A 17,289-nucleotide genomic window follows, 5' to 3' on the forward strand; every position below is an offset into this window, starting at 1 on the left:
CCCAAATATTTTTTTCCTTACTTTTTGCATTTTTTACACTGTGAATGATATAAATCTTTGCTACTGTTGTTTATGCTATAAAATTCATCAGTAGCAGGAAGCACTTCTTTACATTTGCTACATCGTTTCGATTTTAAATGCAATTTCTCCGTATAAACAATTTTTCTCCATTGTCGATCATTTTCTTGTTTTATTCGTGAGCAAATGGTAGATAGTCTGCGTCCAACTGTTTTAATAGGAATTTCTAAAAGCTGTCCAATTTTATGGTATGAATAGTCTTTAGCTATGTAGGTAAGTAATTTTATCTGTTCCTCGTTCAAACTTTTTTTAATTAATCCATCTAAATCAATAAATAAACTAATAACATCCGTATTCATTTTTAAAGTGCTAGACGTACAGCCTCCTTGGTTTCCATTTAACAACGTATCATCGATCGAACCTCTATACGTCAATAATTCCTTAATTACTGTTTCATCTGATAATACTAATTGTTTGAATCTCGCATCTTTAGCTGTTTGATGAGCCAATAACATCGTCTCCTTTCATTTAATTCAGTCGCTCTTAATGTTATTATAGTCGTAACATAGAATTATTCAACATATTTTTAATTAATTCATTTATAAAAAATGTTCGATATACATATTTACTGTGTTTCTACCTATATAAAGGTATTTTAAAAATTTTTAACAAAGTTTCAATCAATTAATTATAACTTCAATTAATTCATTTATAATAGTTACATTTTAATTTCTCGTATGGTACTATTGAAATAATTAGATAATTAATGGAAAAACGAGGGAGTGTAAACGTTGAAAATTGGTAAAACCCGCGAATTATTAATTGAAGAGATTATAGCTAAAATTCCATTAATCGTTCAGAATGATTTATTTTTAGATGAAATGGCTATTCAACTCAATAGACATAACATAAATATCGGAAATATTTTAGAAATGATTAACGACGAAGATGTATTACAAGAAGCAAATTTATTTGAGTTATTATTATTAGGTGAACAATTTAATTTAAAACTTGAAGAAACTAATTCAAATTGGATAGAGGAATGGTTAAATCCTTCTGAAATCAAAGAATTAAGATTGTATAAAAGAGTGTCACCTTATGAAGAGACTATCAGTTTACCTTATTCTTTTGAAAATGTTATAAAAACAGGACATAACGAATTCACTGCAGTGATACCAAATGCAATCATTGGGAAGTTGTGGATGAGTGGTATTACGATGTATAACCCCAATATTCAGCGACAAGCAAAAAAGAAAAAGCTAAAAAGCGAAATAATAGAAGTGATGAATCTAAATCCTAAATCATTACGTGAGATTGAAAAACAAACTTTAAATGGAGATTTGATTACTTCTACTTTGAGATACAATGCTAAAGTTGGTACAGGGAATGAAGGAGTGGAATTATTTTATGATGACAAGGAAAAAACGCTGACTTTGTTAGAAGGTACTATATTGGATGTGTTAGATGGTGCACATAGAACGTTCTCTATTTATAACGCCTATATGAAAAAGACTGAACTAGAGGGAAATATGATTGTTATCTTTTCAAATATGACAGAAGCACAATGCAAAAGAGTTCAAGTAGATATGGCAAAAGCTAATCCGATTCCAAAACCAAGATTGCAAGAATTGGCTAAAGATAAGTTATCGGATGAAGTGGTGATTGAATTAAAGGTGGAAGGGGAATTGAAGGGAAGGATCACTTCAAATTCTAATATTAAATATTCATATGGTGAAGTCGTTACTTTTTCAGAGCTTTCAAATGCAATCGAAAGTAGCTTTCAATTGGAAAGTCGAATAGAGGTAGTAAAGGTAGCCAAAGTGATTAATGACTATATGATGTATCTTTTTGCGTTTTATAAAGAACATTTAAATGATAAAAACTCTTTAATGTTTAGAAATCGAATGTTTAATGGTCATATTGAATTGGCAGCACAAATGCATAATAAAAATATCACATTTGAAGGTTTGAGTAATTACTTAAATCAGCTAGACTTTTCTATTCAAAATCCGTTATGGGAAGAGCTAGGTATTCATCAGTACGGTGGACTTAGCGTTCAAAATAGAAAAAAACTTCGGGAAATATTTAGGAACTTAATCCAATAATGAGGTGTACAACTGATGCTAAAAGATAATGTATTTAATAAGGATATAAAGGAATGGTATTTAACAACATTAGATGTAAAAGATAATAGTTTAACTACGTATTATTCTCTCTTTAATAAAGCGACACAAATTGAAAATCAAAAAAATAAAGATATTTTTGATATGAATAAAGTGGAGTTAGAAGAACTATTTTATAGCTTAAAATCTCCTAGCCCCCAGCCGTTAAGTGCGTCTATCGGTTTTATTTCTAGATATATCGATTGGGCAATAATGAACGGTTATACAAAAAATCGTTCACAAAGGTTACCGAGCATCATTGATATGGAATACTGTAGTAGATTTGTTTTTAAAGCATCAATTGTAAGATACACTAGAGACCAATTATTTACTTATATGCGTTCATTTGATGACCAAAGACATGCAGTATTTTTATTATGTTTATTCGAAGGAATAAAAGGAGAAGGCTATAGTGAAATACTAAATTTAAAAATGGAAGATTTAAGCGAAGAAAATGGTCATTATTTTGCTAGATTAATGAGTAATAAAGGCTATAAAAGAAAAATAAATATTACAGAAGATCTTTATTGGAAACTTGAAAAATTAGACAAGGTGTCTTCGACAAGTTTAATACCTAAACAAGGACAAAAATACTTCTCTGACAATACCTATATTTTTAAAAAAGCGAATGTAAAAAGTAGTGATATTCAACTGAGAGCTTCCTTCGGAAATAGAGCATTAGAATTAGCAAAAATAGTTTTTGATAATAATAATTTAATTGCTAGCACCATCCAAATATCAGGGATGATGTGGTATATTTGGGAGATCATTAAAGATGATGAAATAAAAGTAGTGAATAAAGAACTACTTGAGAAAGTGGCCCTTAAATATGATACAGGTTTTGCAAACAAAGATAATAAATATGTAAGTTATTCTGTGCTTAAACATAAATTAGATTTTGATTTTATGAAAAAAAATTATGGACATTTTAATATAGAACTATAGAACTGGTGTGATACCAGTTTTTTTTATTGCAGAATTTTAAGAGCACTTTTAGAGAATGACATTGACAAGGTTAGCTAGTTTAAGTTTTATCAATTCATTCCTCTAGTTTTCAGGGTATCTTTTTAATTAAACAGTAAATAAAATGTAAAAATTCTCTAAAATAACTTGTAAACGAACATCTGTTCGTGATAAAATAAGAACGAATCTAATATTGTTGAGAAAAATATGTTAGTTTAGTGTAATACTGGGAGGTTATATAAGTGAATGAATTACAAACAACAGCTATTTTAGAGTTAGTTCTTTTCAATGAAAGTAATATCTCACGCGAGTTATTGAAGGACTTTAATGGTGGAATTACAAATGTTATTTTAAGCGATGAGGGAGGAAATATTTTAGAATGTAAATGTATGGACAGTTCTGTATCTAGTTTAATACTAATGGATACTTGGAATGAGGATGAACTAGAATTAATTAAAGGGGTTGATGATACAAAATTTATCTATCAACAATCACAAAATATAGATATTCAATATGATAGTTTAGTTCAATTGGATGATAATCAAGAAAATTTATTTTGTGTTGTGGAGCTTAAAAATATAATTTATTTATATAATGGTTTTTTAAGAAAGTCGATATTTGATGATAGTATTACATGTTTAGAAAGTTTAAAAGAATATCTAAATAATCACTATCCAAAGCATAAAATTTTAGAGAAGATAAGCTAATAGCGCATAAATGAAATCGACATAGGAATTATTTAAGTGAAATAATTTAAAAATGATATTACATAATAAAGGTTGGGTTCATATGGAAACGATAAATAAATTATTAAAAGAATTGACGTTAGATTTTGGTTATATTTTTGGCGCTGTTAATCAAGGAAGAGTATTTGAAAGTGACATTAATATGAAAGATTTTTTGCATAGAAGTCAAGCGTTTCAATTAAAGTTAAGGGATTTTACAAAGCATGTAGAGCAATTACAAATTCAATCAGAAAAAGAACAAACTTTAGAAAGGTTGAATAAGCTAATTGAATTTTTAGAAAGACAGGTTGATGCTCAATGATTTAAATTATTGCTAAGGTGAAGGGAAGGGAAATACATGAAGGCTTCCAACAACAGAAATTTAAATAGAAATAAAGTTGATCGTTATGCAATGGCTTTAGCCTATCAGGAAATGGGCAAATTGAATTTAAAGATTTCAGAAGAGATGGAGCATTTAGAAATCGAAACAATGAAAACAGTAGAAGCATTTTTAAAGACAATAAATATTTTAATTAAAAATACTTAATACATAGCATTTAATACATAAGATACATAAATATAATAACTATATTGGATGAATTAATATAAAAATGCGATTTTTCGAATGGTTTTCTGTTGGAGAGAAAGGTACATTAATGAATGTATATAAAGCAATAACATTTATAGTAATACTACTTTTTATGTTAAAGAACTTTACCTATGAAAATAAAATAACAAATGTAAGCAGCGATAAAGGTGAAGAGTTATTACAATATTCATCAAAACACAAGCTTGCAGCCTCTATGGATATGATTCGCAATAAAGCAATAACATTAAGGCAAGAAAGGTTACAAATAGAAAAGAAAAAGCAGAAGATAGAACATGAAACTATGCATAAAAAAGGAATAATTCCAGTTGAACAAAATAAAAATTCGTTTTCTAAAGAGAAAGGACAAATAAACAGTAATCCAGAGAATCAAGAAACAAGCTCTAAAAAATGGATGCAATTTAATGCATCCTATTATGGGCCCGATTGCAATGGATGTAGTGGTATTACAGTTACGGGTATTAATGTTCATGAAACCTACTATTATAATGGAATGAGGATTGTAGCGGTGGATCCTAAAGTTATTTCATTAGGAACAATTGTAGAAATAAGGACGCCTTATGAATCGTTTATTGCAATTGCAGCTGATAAAGGTGGAGCCATCAAAGGTTTTAAGTTAGATATTCTTGTAGAATCTGAAAAAATTGCAACGCAATACGGTAGACATGCTGTGCAATTACGTATTGTCCAACTTCCTTAATATGTACAGTGTGAAGTTGAAAACTAGCAATTTTAATGGCAAATATAGGACATTGCAAAGAAATTATTGTATTTTTTAAAAATTATGAAACTTTTCCCTTAGGGTATCCGTATAGTAGGTAATATGATGAAAAGGGGTGAACAACTTGACGCTATTTGGCTATTCACTCGAGCAAATTTATTTGGTGGTGTTGATTTTCGCGGGACTTGCAACGATTTTGTTTATGTTTTTCGGCGAAGTAGTCGAGGGCATTGGGGATGGTCTACCGATTTTTAATCCAAGTGTCATTTTATCATTCTTCACATTGATGTCAGCAGCTGGATTTATATTAGAAAAGTTAGCCTTTTTCCCTAGCGTATGGAACATAGGTATGGCTGCTATCATCGGCGTGATTTTAAGTGCCCTATTTTATTTATTTATTCTTGTTCCACTAAAATCAGCGGATGTTTCATTAGCCTATACGGAACAATCTCTTGAGGGGCAGTTAGGTAAAGTGATTGTACCAATACCAGAAGATGGCTTCGGTGAAGTTGTTATTGAGACAACGAGCGGTATGATTGCAAAGCGCGCAGCAGGCTATGACAATGAGGTCATCGATTATGATTCGACCGTCCTTGTTGTTGAAGTGAAGGAAGGCACTCTTTTTGTAAGAGCCTATGAAAAAAAGTTTATATAAAGGAGAGATACAGTCATGTCAATGGAGATTTTAATTGTCTTGGGAATTGTAGCATTTATTTTAATCGCACTAGTGGCACTGTATGTAACAAAGTATCGTACAGCGGGTCCTGATGAGGCACTGATTGTGACAGGTAGCTATCTTGGCTCAAAAAATGTACATAAAGATGAGTCAGGAAACCGTATTAAAATTATTCGTGGGGGCGGTACATTTGTCTTCCCAATTTTCCAGCAAGCACAACCATTAAGTCTATTATCAAGTAAGTTAGAAGTAACAACGCCTGAAGTTTATACAGAGCAAGGTGTTCCGGTAATGGCGGATGGTACAGCGATTATTAAAATTGGTGGTTCCATTTCAGAAATCGCTACAGCGGCTGAACAGTTTTTAGGAAAGCAAAAGGCAGAACGTGAAGGGGAAGCACGTGAAGTATTAGAAGGACATTTACGTTCTATTTTAGGATCAATGACAGTTGAGGAAATTTATAAAAATCGCGATAAATTTTCGCAAGAGGTACAACGTGTAGCTTCTCAAGATTTAGCGAAGATGGGTCTTGTCATTGTGTCCTTTACAATTAAAGATGTGCGCGATAAAAATGGTTATCTTGATTCACTAGGGAAGCCTAGAATTGCACAAGTGAAACGTGATGCAGATATTGCAACTGCCGAGGCAGAAAAAGAAACGCGCATTAAACGAGCAGAAGCATCAAAAGAAGCACAAAAAGCTGAGCTAGAACGGGCAACAGAAATTGCGGAAGCGGAAAAAGAAAATCAATTAAAAGTGGCGGAATTCCGTCGTGAGCAAGATATAGCTAAAGCTCGTGCCGACCAAGCTTATGAATTAGAAACTGCACGTGCGAAGCAGGAAGTAACAGAGCAAGAAATGCAAATTCGCATTATTGAACGTCAAAAGCAAATTGAATTAGAAGAAAAAGAAATTCTACGTCGTGAAAAGCAATATGATTCAGAAGTGAAGAAAAAGGCAGATGCCGACCGCTATGCAGTTGAGCAAAATGCAGAGGCGGAAAAAATGCGTGAGCTTGCACAGGCAGATGCGGAAAAATATCGTATTGAGTCGTTAGCAAAAGCGGAAGCGGAGAAAATACGTTTAGATGGTATTGCGAAAGCAGATGCTGAGCGTGCACAGGGTGAAACAGATGCCGATATTATTCGTCTTCGTGGTCTAGCGGAAGCAGAAGCAAAACGTAAAATTGCGGAAGCCTTTGAATACTACGGTCAAGCAGCTGTCCTGGATATGGTTGTACGTATGATGCCTGAGTACGCAAAAGAGCTTGCAAGTCCACTTGGCAATATTGACAAAATTACAGTTGTTGACACGGGTAGTGGAGAAGGAGGCAGTGGTGCGAACAAGGTCACTTCTTATGCAACGAATTTAATGTCAACCTTGCAAGAAACATTAAAGGAAACTTCCGGCATTGATATGAAGGAGTTAATCGAAAGCTATGCGGGCAAGCATACATTGCGTCCAGAGCTTGAGCGTATTGCAACGGAGCTAGTGAAAAAGCCAGAGCCTGTTGCGACGACAGAACAAGTAAAAGAAACCGTCGAACAATAAAATAGTAAGAAAAGCTACCTAAACCTTCGGGATTAAGTAGCTTTTTTATGTTAAGTGGAACTTTATGAAGTAATAGTGGCGCAAAGCCAAATACTATTAGCGACGAATATCGTTACCCAATAGTACTGATGCTGATGTCCATTCGCTCGCAAGCATGCCGTAAACGACGTGATCGACATAGTGATCGTATAGCCATTCTGCCGCGCGAATGGTTCCTTCCGTTTTAAAACCAAGTCGCTCTGGAATCGCGCGACTTTTTGTATTGCCAACAGCAGCACGGATTTCCACTTTGTTTAACTGGAGCTCGACAAAAGCATACTGTAATAGCGCTTGTACTGTTGTTGTCATAATGCCGTGCCCTTGAGCATCTGCACTAAGCCAATAGCCAATGGCTGCAATTTTATTAGCATGATTGATCGTATTAAAACCCGCAATTCCTACAATTTTATCGCGGAAAATAATCACAAAGGACATACTACTTTTTGCTTCATAACCAGCAATACAGCCTTCTATATAGCTTTTTGTATCCGCTAGTTCCTTTGTAAAATCTAACCATGGTAACCATTCACGTAAATATGCTCTCGATGTATCCGTTAGTGCGAAAACCGTTTCTGCATCATCAAGCGTGATGGTTCTTAACATTAGTTCGTGATTGATTGTAATCTGCATTGGTATTGTAGCCCTCCGTTTCGATAGTTTATTTCAAGGCATTATGCATGAAGCCCTTCATTTCTTGACTTAAGGTTGTAAGTTCGTCGATAATTTCACTAAAATCTTGGACAAGTTGTGCTTGTTCATTAGTCGCATAGGAGATTTGACCCATGTTTTTCTTTAAATTATCAAGATTTCGAGTAATATTGCGCAGAGAAGCTTCAATATTTTCCGTGGCACTTGACGTTTCAAAAGAAAGCTTTCTAACTTCCTGTGCTACGATATTAAAACCAGCTCCATGCTGACCCGCACGCGCAGCTTCAATCGAGGCATTTAAGCCAAGTAAATTTGTCTGTTGAGAAATGTTTTTTATTAAATCTGTGACATCATTTGTTTTTTCAGAATCTTCTAGGGCATGTTGTGCCTGTTTATTAATCTCCTCACTAGTGGCAGCTAACTCCTCCGAATGAGAGGCGATGTTATGTACTTTATCTTGAAGGTTATAGACGATACTATCCATTGTATTCATATAATGTTCGAGTTTTAGCTCATTATCGATAGGAAGTCCAAACGCTAGAGCGCCAATCACTTTGCCATTTTCTCGAATTGGAAATGCAAAGGCGTTAATGGCAATGCCATATACATCCTCGGGTATGATGACATCTGCATTTTTTCCAGTAAAGGCGATGTAAACATTTTGATCATTTGCATTTACTTGTTGCCCATCTACATAACCTGAGTCAACACGTTTACCTGCTAAGTATTTTACAACTGTTTCACTTTCTTTATCAACGACAGCTACAATGGCTTCTTCTTTTAATGCAAGATGGATATAGTGCGCTGATTGTGCTAAAGCTTCGATTATTTTCATGAAATACCTCCAAATTGTAGAATAACAGTCATTATATTACTCACTGTAGCATATAAACGCCGAATTCAACATAGCAAAAACATGCATTTAACATTAAATCACTATTATTACTATTAAATGTATTAATTGGAAAAAATAGAAATAATACTATTTAGCAATGTATAGAATTGTCAAATGAAAATGGTAGAAAATATAAAGAAGCTCTTTATTCTTGTCTATTTTTCGACAATTCGCACTGTATTTTGGAGAATATTGTATTAGAATAATAGATAGATGGACTCGTAAATGGAGGAGATTGAAATGGAGTATATAGAGAAAGGAACAAAGGCATTCCACAAAGCAAATTGGGCTTTATTTTTAGCAGGCTTTATTACCTTTGCGAATTTATACGTTTCGCAGCCATTGTTACCGACATTTGCAGAGGAATTCCATGTCTCGCCAGCAGTAGCGAGTTTGTCACTATCGGTGACCACATTGGCACTGTCGATTAGTATGATTATTGTTGGCTCATTATCTGAGGCGTGGGGTAGAAAGTCATTAATGACGATTTCGATATTTGCAGCATCCATTTTGACGCTAGCACTCGCTTTTTCACCAAATTTTGAAACCATATTAGTATTGCGTGTTATTCAAGGTGTTGTATTTGCAGGCTTACCAGCAATTGCGATGGCTTATTTAGGAGAGGAAATGAACCCATCTAGCCTAGGTATTGCAATGGGACTTTACATAAGTGGCAATTCTGTAGGTGGTCTTAGTGGACGTGTCATTATTGGTACATTAACAGACCTTTATAACTGGCAGGTTGGTATGATTGTACTTGGTATCATTAGTTTAATCATTAGTGTGTTATTTGTCTGGATGCTACCGAACTCGCAGCATTTTTCGGCAAGGCCGTTACAAATAAAAGCTTTAACCAAATCACTTATGCAGCATTTAAAGGACCCATCCATGCAGTGCTTGTTTGCTATTAGTTTTGTGCTAATGGGAAGCTTTGTAACACTTTACAATTATATTGGTTTTAAATTAATGGCACCTCCCTATCATTTGAGTGCCACAATTGTCGGTTGGATATTTGTAATTTATTTAGTTGGGACATTTAGCTCTGCGTGGTTTGGCAGTTTAGCTGATCGTTTTGGGCGTCAGAAAATGTTATTGTTAGCCATTGCAATTATGCTAGCTGGTGCCATTATTACTCTACAAGGTCTACTTTTATTAAAAATAGTAGGAATTACAGTGTTTACCTTTGGTTTTTTTGCAGCCCATTCAATCGCAAGTGGATGGGTGAGCAAACGAGCTACTCATGATAAAGCACAAGCATCGTCTTTATATTTATTTTTCTACTATTTTGGCTCTAGTGTCGGTGGAACGGTAGGAGGCATATTTTGGATGCATTTTGGCTGGATGGGTGTGGTTGCCATGATCACTGTCTTTTTAGTCATTGCTTGTGGGCTAACATTTGTTTTAAAAAGCGTTATTGCCAAACAACGGTTCCTTACTGGGCATTAGCGTGAGGTGCTAAGTTAGTGTTACAACTAGGCATTAATAAAAGCAAAGAAAAAGTGTTAGATTGATTGTCGACAATCAATCTAACACTTTTTAGGTGTTAACCCATTATATTATAGCCTGCGTCAATATAGATTGTTTCGCCTGTTACACCACGTGATAAGTGAGATAACATCACGATTGTCATATCAGCTACTTCATCTTGTTGAACATTACGTTTTAACGGTGCTGTCTCTTCAATTTTGTGTAAAATTGTATTAAATGAAGGAACGCCTTTCGCAGCAAGTGTACGAATAGCACCTGCAGATATTGCATTGACACGGATATTGTCTTGACCAATATCGGCAGCAAGGTAGCGCATAGATGCTTCTAATGCTGCTTTGGCAACACCCATTACGTTGTAGCCGTCAAGTACACGTTCTGCACCTAGGTAACTCATTGTTACAATTGAGCCGCCTTCTGTCATATATGGATGTGCTGCTTTGGCTGTAGAAATAAGGGAATAGGCGCTTGTATCTTGGGCAAATGCATAGCCATCACGAGTTGTTTCTAAAAAGCGATTGTGTAAATCTTCTGCATTGGCAAATGCTACTGAGTGCACAATACCGTGGATAACCCCAACTTTTGATCCGATTTCATCGAATGCTGATTTTGTGCTTTCATCACTGTTCACATCGCATTGCACAACAAGAGCATCTGCATGCCCATAATTTTCAAGTTGTTTTTGTAATTTTTTTAAAGAACGTTCCTGACGATATGTGAAAATCACGTTTGCCCCTACATCAAATAAACGTTTAGCAATCCCCCAAGCAATACTGCGATCGTTTGCAACGCCCATTACGACAATATTTTTATCTTTTAATTGTAATAAATTATCCATCATTTATAAGAATCCCCTTTACGAAATAATATCTGTTATTAGTACCAACTACTAAAATCTTATCATACATAAATTATGGTTGCAATAACAAGATGAAAAGGGCATGAGATTCATTTTAATGCGTTCTTCAATTCTAGGAATCATTGAGATTGTTAACGGTGAATCCATGCAAAAAGGCATCCTTTATTGGATGCCTTTTTAGTAAGGTATAGACTATTCGAATTTTAAAGAGTCGCCGTCAAAAGGTTCGTCAGCCACTTTGATAGAATCAGTTGGGCAACCTTCAAAAGCATCTTGCATGTCTTCTAGTAGATCTTCTGGAACTTCAGCAGTTCCCATGTTATCATCTAAAATAACGAAGGCAATTCCTTCATCATCATAATCATAAATATCTGGTGCTGCGGCTCCGCATGCGCCACAAGCGATGCATGTATCTTTATCAACAATTGTGTATTTAGCCATTTCTTTCTCTCCTTTTACGATGTTCCTACAAAGCTTCATACTCATTTTAAAGATGTTTAACTGACATTTCAACCTAATACTATTAAATTGGAGGAATTTGCTTCAATGTTTTATCAAATTTTATTGCAAATCTTTCAAAAACTAAATAATGAACGAACCGTATCTGCAGTATATCATATCCTTAGAGGAAAGCGTTCAGGTAAGACAATTCAAGATGTGGGACTGTTTCAGTTACATAACTATTTTGGATTACTCCCAAAATTACCTCGTGCGACATTTGATGAAGCTGTTTCTACCTTTTTGCAATATAGTTGGTTAATTATGCAGGAATCAGGTCACTATTCCATGAAAAAGCTAGGTTTACAGCGAGCAGCGCAAACACCAACTTTTTTATTTGACGGTTGGCATTATCGAGGAAATGAACATGTGTTTTTTGCGCGGCTTTCCTTAGTTGTACAAAGTTTGTCCTATCAAAAAGAGGGAATTCGGTCATTTTCACCAATTAGTAAGGATACGCAAGTACAATCATGGGTACGTGCTTTTTTACAAGATCAGCAATATCAATCAGGGCATTTGCAACAGCAATTACTGGATGAATGCTTGCGTGTGTTCGCAACACTAGCCGTTTCTGAAAGTAATAAGCAACTTGCCCTTTATCGATTGAGTGGCTATAGTTTACCAGGTTGGACATGGCAGCAACTTTCCGTTGAACGCAAAGAAACGGTACTTGATAGTCAATTAGCATTTATTGAGTTACTACATACACTATTGAATGAAGTGCATGCAACAAACAACTACCCGTTGCTTGGCAAAATAGCAGAAGAATTGCGAGTAAAGGCATTGTTGACAGATTCGACACAGCAAACCGCTTATTTATATGAACAAGGGTATTCAATTGAGCAGATTGTTCAAATTAGAAAGTTGAAACAAAGTACAATTGAAGATCATTTAGTTGAAATAGCAATGAACGAACCGAACTTTTCGATTGGTCCGTTCGTCTCTTATGAGGAAGCGGAAAAAGTTTGGCAGGCATCCAAGCAATATCAAACAAAGAAATTAAAGGCATTGCATGAAGTGGTCAATGACTTGAGTTATTTCCAGCTCAGACTTGTCCTCGCGAAAGGAGAAGTATAATGGAACTAGAGCAAACATTAGCAAAATATTTCGGTTATGCCACCTTTCGACCAGGGCAAAAAGAGGTAATTGAAGCAATTCTTAGCGGGAAAGATGTTATTGCATTATTGCCAACAGGCATGGGTAAATCATTGTGCTATCAGTTGCCCGCTTATTTATTGCAAAAACCAGTGTTAATAGTGTCTCCGCTATTGTCTTTAATGCAAGATCAAGTAGAGCAACTGAAGCGATTTGGTGAAAAAAGGGTAGTAGCATTAAATTCATTTTTAACAGTAGAAGAAAAACGATATGCTCTCCATTTTTTAGAACAGTATCGCTTTATTTTCACATCGCCGGAGATGTTGTTACAACAACAGGTACAGGAGAAGTTAGCAAATATGACGTTAAGTCTTATCGTTGTGGATGAAGCACATTGTATCTCGCAGTGGGGATTTGATTTTCGTCCGGATTATTTGCGCATTGGCGACTGGTTTTCACAAGGTAATCGTCCCCCTGTATTAGCGTTGTCTGCGACTGCAACTGAAAAAGTAGTAAAAGATATTCATGCTACACTATCACTGCATGCACCGTTTGAATTTATGTATAATGTTGATCGTCCAAATATTCACCTCGGACGTGTTCTTTTCGAGGATAGGGGCGATAAAGCAAGATGGATAGTGGAGCATGTAAAAAAAACCGCTGGACCAGGTATTTTATATTTGTCATCACGCAAGCGTGCTGAGCAATATTGTGAACTGTTTATGCAAGCGGGTTTGCGAGCTGCCGCATATCATGCAGGCTATAGTGCGGAGGATCGTCAATTTATTCAACAGCAGTTTATCGATGGAGAGTTAGATTGGATTGTGGCGACCAATGCGTTTGGTATGGGCATTAATAAGGGAGATATTCGACAGGTGATACATGAGACAATGCCTGCCAATGTTGCGAATTATATGCAAGAAATTGGGCGCGCAGGTCGTGATGGTAAACCTGCACTTGCGATTTTACTTTACAGCGATGGTGACGAGGAACTGGCGAAATTTGTAGTAACAGGAGATTTACCGTCATCTAGTCATGTCGATCGCTATCAAGAGCTTGTATTGCAGCGTATTGCCCCCTCTCAAATGTTAAAAAATGCTGAGTTGAGTGAAACAGCCTTTCGTGTGCTAGATTATTGGCTCCATCAGGAACCTGAAGAACGAGTAAAATCACGACTTCGTCATTTTGCACTTGAAAAATATCAGGCAGTGGATGAAATGTTAAAAATTATAAAGACAAAAGATTGTTTGCGCGAGCAACTTGTCGGGTATTTTGGGCAAAAATTGAAGAAAAAACCTGAAAACTGTTGTGAAAATTGTGGAATCCATTATGATGAAATCAATACAGTACGCATGAAGGAAGAGAAGAAAGTAGAAATGATGGCGTGGGAAAGTCGATTAAAACAGCTTTTAATAAGCGACTAGACTAAACTTACGGTCATTTACTTTTTTCGCAAAATTCGTCATAATAGAATGATAGAAGAATGCGTAGCAAGGTTGGAGGAAAGTCGAATGAGTAAAGAAGACTATCGTGATAAAATCGAAGAACATCGTCAGTCATTTGAAGAAGAACAACAAGAACAGCAAAATCTATCTAGAGTTTCAAGAATGAATAAAAATGGAAGTAATAACAAAAAGCCGAAAAATACAAAACAACGTAAATTTCCTTTAATGACGATTCTTTTTGTTACATTTATCTTAATTCCATTAACTATATTAATTTATTTTGTGCAATTCTATGATCCTGGTAAAACGATTGAAGAAGCTGAAAAAGATACGATGGATGCTGTTGTAGAAATTGATAAGACTGATGGAAAAGCGGAAGCATCTACATCAGCAGATAAAGAAAAAGATGATAAAGCAAATGAACAAGCAAAAGAACAAGCGCAAAAAGATGCTGAAAAGCTAGCTGCACAACAAAAAGCTACTGACGAAGCAAAGAAGGCAGAAGAAGCGAAAAAGCTGAAGAGGCGAAAAAAGCGGAAGAAGCGAAGAAAGCACAGCAACAGGCAGAGGCAGCAAAAATAGGAAGCGAAAAAAGCGGAGCAAGCACGTAAAGCGGAACAAGCTCGTAAAGCCGAACAAGAAAAGCAAAATGCGACACCAGCAAAAACACATACAGTTAAACCTAATGAAAATCTATATCGTATTGCATTGAATCACTACGGTGATGGTAGTGAAGCAACGCTAGCGAAAATTCGAGCTGCGAACGGTATGACTTCTGACACGGTAATTGTTGGGCAAGTCATTAAACTACCATAAGAAAAACGGTGTCATTCTTTGGCAACGATGTTTTTCTAGTATAAAATAAAGGACAAACGTCAACACCAACATAAGGTTGAGGCAAACGTCTAATTAGCAAAAAGGCGATTCTATAGCGTATTGAATCGCCTTTTTGCTATCGTAAGGAGAAGTGAGGGAATGCTATATATTGGACTATTTCTTTTAATAGTTATCGCCTTCCTACTCTACATGTGGAAGGTCGCGCACGAAAATAATGTGTTGCATCATCAATTATCACTTAAAGGTCAACCAGAAAAGATTCGACTATTTTTTATTTCAGATACGCATTTACGGAAAATAAATCGCTCAATGATTGAACGATTAGAAAGTACATTTGATGCGGTCATCATCGGTGGAGATTTTGCAGATGGACGCACGCCGATTCAGCGTATTCATGAAAATCTCGATTTATTGACACCGTTAGGTCCTACTTATTTTGTCTGGGGAAATAATGATAGAGAAGTGGGCGAGGAGCGACTTCGAGCTATTTTACAACAGCATGGTGTAAAGATTATCGCCAATGATGCTGTGTTATTGCCTAATAAGAACCGCTTTTGGATAAGTGCGATTGAAGATACTTCGACAATGAAATATAGTTTTGATGCTGCTTTTGAAAAAGTGGGTGAGGAGGATTTAGTCGTTTTTATTTCACATAATCCAGGTGTCTTTGCCCGAGTAAGAGCAAAATTTAGAGCTGACTTAATGATTGGTGGACATTTGCATGGTGGGCAAATACGAGTGAGGCCATATGGGGTGCATCCGCTAGGCTCCTATCGACAACGTGAAGGCATTATGACGCTCGTAAGTAATGGCTATGGTACAACTTTATTGCCATTACGTTTAGGCGCGAAACCAGAGTGTCATATTATTGACATCGATATTTCGGATAAATAAACAACCAAAAATGTATAGAAGGCGTATAATGGAAACGATAGTGGATTTTGAAATCATTTTGTAGATGCCCTAAAGGGAGCTCATCTGCAACAGTTAAGCATTTGTGTTTAATACGCTGATGCCAATTTGATAGGAGTGTCAAACAATGCAACAAGTTGATGCAATTATTGTTGGAGGAGGCCCTTGTGGTTTAGCCGCAGCAATATCTTTGCAAAAAATTGGTTTACAACCGATTGTAATTGAAAAAGGAAATATCGTAAACGCTATTTACAATTATCCTACACATCAAACTTTTTTTAGTACGAGTGAACGTTTAGCGATTGGTGATGTACCATTTATTATTGAAGGACGGAAGCCAAAGCGAAATCAGGCACTTGTTTATTATCGTGAAGTAGTACGCTTGAAAAATATTCAAGTAAACCGTTTTGAAAAAGTCGAAAGTGTTGTCAAATCAGGGGAACTTTTTACTGTTACGACTGATAAGGATGTATATGGAACACCCTATGTGGTCATTGCAACGGGTTACTATGATCATCCTAACTATATGAATATTCCTGGCGAGGCATTACCTAAAGTTCACCATTATTTTAAAGAAGGCCATGAATTTTTTGATACGGATGTCCTTGTGATTGGTGGCAAAAATTCAGCAGTAGATGCAGCTTTAGAATTAAACAAAGCGGGCGCTCGTGTCACAGTTGTTTATCGAGGTAGCGAGTATTCATCAAGTATTAAGCCATGGGTCTTACCAGAATTTGAAGGTGTTGTGCGCAATGGAGAAGTCACAATGCATTTTAATACAATTGTGAAGGAAATCCGTGAGCATGAAGTCATCATTAATATTGATGGTCGTGAAGAAATGATAAAAAACGACTTTGTCTTTGCTATGACAGGGTATCATCCAGACCATTCATTTATCCGTGCGATGGGAGTTACAATTGACGAAGAAACAGGTCGACCATTTTGTCATCCAGAAACAATGGAAACCAATGTAGCTGGATTATTTATTGCTGGGGTTATTGCAGCAGGGAATAATGCCAATGAAATTTTTATAGAAAATGACCGCTTCCATGGGGATTGTATTGCTCAAGCTATTGCGGAAAGAAAGCTATAAAAGAAAAAGGAAGCTGTATAGGCATGCACTGCTTATACAGCTTCTTTAGACTGTAGAAGG

19 protein-coding genes are annotated in these 17,289 nt (G+C 35.7%); 14 read left to right on the forward strand and 5 right to left on the reverse strand.

The features are described from left to right. Positions 1 to 17: 17 nt before the first annotated feature. Positions 18 to 527 carry a hypothetical protein gene (locus tag LO754_RS07040; protein ID WP_231785886.1) on the reverse strand — a complete coding sequence of 170 codons (510 nt, stop codon included), beginning with the start codon at positions 525 to 527 and terminating at the stop codon, positions 18 to 20. Between the two features lie 282 nt (positions 528 to 809). Between LO754_RS07040 and LO754_RS07045 the strand changes: the two genes are divergently transcribed. The 8 genes from LO754_RS07045 (at position 810) to floT (ending at position 7,423) form a co-directional block, all read left to right on the forward strand. After that, the gene (locus LO754_RS07045; RefSeq protein WP_231785887.1) at positions 810 to 2,123 is read left to right on the forward strand and encodes a ParB N-terminal domain-containing protein; all 1,314 of its coding nucleotides are present in this window, start codon (positions 810 to 812) and stop codon (positions 2,121 to 2,123) included. Between the two features lie 15 nt (positions 2,124 to 2,138). Continuing rightward, entirely contained in the window at positions 2,139 to 3,125 is a 987-nt protein-coding gene (locus tag LO754_RS07050) for a phage lytic cycle repressor MrpR family protein (RefSeq protein ID WP_231785888.1), read from the forward strand. Between the two features lie 260 nt (positions 3,126 to 3,385). Next, positions 3,386 to 3,850 (forward strand): Ros/MucR family transcriptional regulator, encoded by a 465-nt coding sequence (locus tag LO754_RS07055; protein ID WP_231785889.1) that lies wholly within the window; start codon positions 3,386 to 3,388, stop codon positions 3,848 to 3,850. Positions 3,851 to 3,932: 82 nt separating this feature from the next. Next, positions 3,933 to 4,190: a hypothetical protein gene (locus tag LO754_RS07060; RefSeq protein ID WP_229389148.1), complete on the forward strand. Its 258-nt coding sequence runs from the start codon at positions 3,933 to 3,935 to the stop codon at positions 4,188 to 4,190. 36 nt (positions 4,191 to 4,226) lie between these two features. Beyond that, a complete protein-coding gene (locus tag LO754_RS07065) occupies positions 4,227 to 4,415 on the forward strand; it encodes a hypothetical protein (RefSeq protein WP_025219057.1) in 189 nt (62 codons plus the stop codon). A 109-nt stretch (positions 4,416 to 4,524) separates the two neighbouring features. Further along, entirely contained in the window at positions 4,525 to 5,175 is a 651-nt protein-coding gene (locus LO754_RS07070) for a 3D domain-containing protein (RefSeq protein WP_229389151.1), read from the forward strand. A gap of 145 nt (positions 5,176 to 5,320) precedes the next feature. Further along, a complete protein-coding gene (locus LO754_RS07075; RefSeq protein WP_231785890.1) occupies positions 5,321 to 5,851 on the forward strand; it encodes an NfeD family protein in 531 nt (176 codons plus the stop codon). Positions 5,852 to 5,866: 15 nt separating this feature from the next. Beyond that, positions 5,867 to 7,423 carry a flotillin lipid rafts scaffold protein FloT gene (gene floT / locus LO754_RS07080; protein WP_024362362.1) on the forward strand — a complete coding sequence of 519 codons (1,557 nt, stop codon included), beginning with the start codon at positions 5,867 to 5,869 and terminating at the stop codon, positions 7,421 to 7,423. A 96-nt stretch (positions 7,424 to 7,519) separates the two neighbouring features. Here the strand turns inward: floT and LO754_RS07085 are convergent, their stop codons facing one another. Further along, positions 7,520 to 8,092 carry a GNAT family N-acetyltransferase gene (locus tag LO754_RS07085; RefSeq protein WP_229389153.1) on the reverse strand — a complete coding sequence of 191 codons (573 nt, stop codon included), beginning with the start codon at positions 8,090 to 8,092 and terminating at the stop codon, positions 7,520 to 7,522. A gap of 28 nt (positions 8,093 to 8,120) precedes the next feature. Beyond that, positions 8,121 to 8,945, reverse strand: a complete 825-nt coding sequence (locus LO754_RS07090; RefSeq protein WP_231785891.1) for a methyl-accepting chemotaxis protein — start codon at positions 8,943 to 8,945, stop codon at positions 8,121 to 8,123. Positions 8,946 to 9,245: 300 nt separating this feature from the next. On the opposite strand from LO754_RS07090, the gene LO754_RS07095 reads away from it, so the two are divergent. Then, positions 9,246 to 10,451 carry an MFS transporter gene (locus LO754_RS07095; RefSeq protein WP_025219061.1) on the forward strand — a complete coding sequence of 402 codons (1,206 nt, stop codon included), beginning with the start codon at positions 9,246 to 9,248 and terminating at the stop codon, positions 10,449 to 10,451. 97 nt (positions 10,452 to 10,548) lie between these two features. Here LO754_RS07095 and LO754_RS07100 read toward each other — a convergent pair whose 3' ends face one another. Together LO754_RS07100 and LO754_RS07105 are read right to left on the reverse strand one after the other, a co-directional pair. Next, positions 10,549 to 11,331, reverse strand: a complete 783-nt coding sequence (locus LO754_RS07100) for an enoyl-ACP reductase FabI (protein WP_081769866.1) — start codon at positions 11,329 to 11,331, stop codon at positions 10,549 to 10,551. Between the two features lie 210 nt (positions 11,332 to 11,541). After that, on the reverse strand, positions 11,542 to 11,790 hold the full coding sequence (locus tag LO754_RS07105) for a ferredoxin (RefSeq protein WP_024362357.1): 249 nt from the start codon (positions 11,788 to 11,790) through the stop codon (positions 11,542 to 11,544). 105 nt (positions 11,791 to 11,895) lie between these two features. Between LO754_RS07105 and LO754_RS07110 the strand changes: the two genes are divergently transcribed. The 5 genes from LO754_RS07110 to LO754_RS07135 all read left to right on the forward strand — a co-directional run bounded on the left by LO754_RS07110 (position 11,896) and on the right by LO754_RS07135 (position 17,229). Next, positions 11,896 to 12,924 (forward strand): helix-turn-helix domain-containing protein, encoded by a 1,029-nt coding sequence (locus LO754_RS07110; protein ID WP_231785892.1) that lies wholly within the window; start codon positions 11,896 to 11,898, stop codon positions 12,922 to 12,924. Next, positions 12,924 to 14,366: a RecQ family ATP-dependent DNA helicase gene (locus LO754_RS07115; protein WP_231785893.1), complete on the forward strand. Its 1,443-nt coding sequence runs from the start codon at positions 12,924 to 12,926 to the stop codon at positions 14,364 to 14,366. The genes LO754_RS07110 and LO754_RS07115 overlap by 1 nt, the downstream gene beginning before the upstream one ends. 87 nt (positions 14,367 to 14,453) lie before the next feature. Next, positions 14,454 to 14,969 (forward strand): hypothetical protein, encoded by a 516-nt coding sequence (locus LO754_RS07120; protein WP_231785894.1) that lies wholly within the window; start codon positions 14,454 to 14,456, stop codon positions 14,967 to 14,969. Positions 14,970 to 15,362: 393 nt separating this feature from the next. Continuing rightward, a complete protein-coding gene (locus tag LO754_RS07130) occupies positions 15,363 to 16,118 on the forward strand; it encodes a metallophosphoesterase (protein WP_231785896.1) in 756 nt (251 codons plus the stop codon). Positions 16,119 to 16,263: 145 nt separating this feature from the next. After that, complete coding sequence (locus tag LO754_RS07135) at positions 16,264 to 17,229, forward strand: YpdA family putative bacillithiol disulfide reductase (protein WP_231785897.1); 966 nt, start codon at positions 16,264 to 16,266, stop codon at positions 17,227 to 17,229. The last annotated feature ends 60 nt before the right edge of the window (positions 17,230 to 17,289 follow it).

The sequence above is a fragment of the Lysinibacillus sp. GJ-1 genome (assembly GCF_021166035.1).
Lineage (GTDB): Bacteria > Bacillota > Bacilli > Bacillales_A > Planococcaceae > Lysinibacillus > Lysinibacillus sphaericus.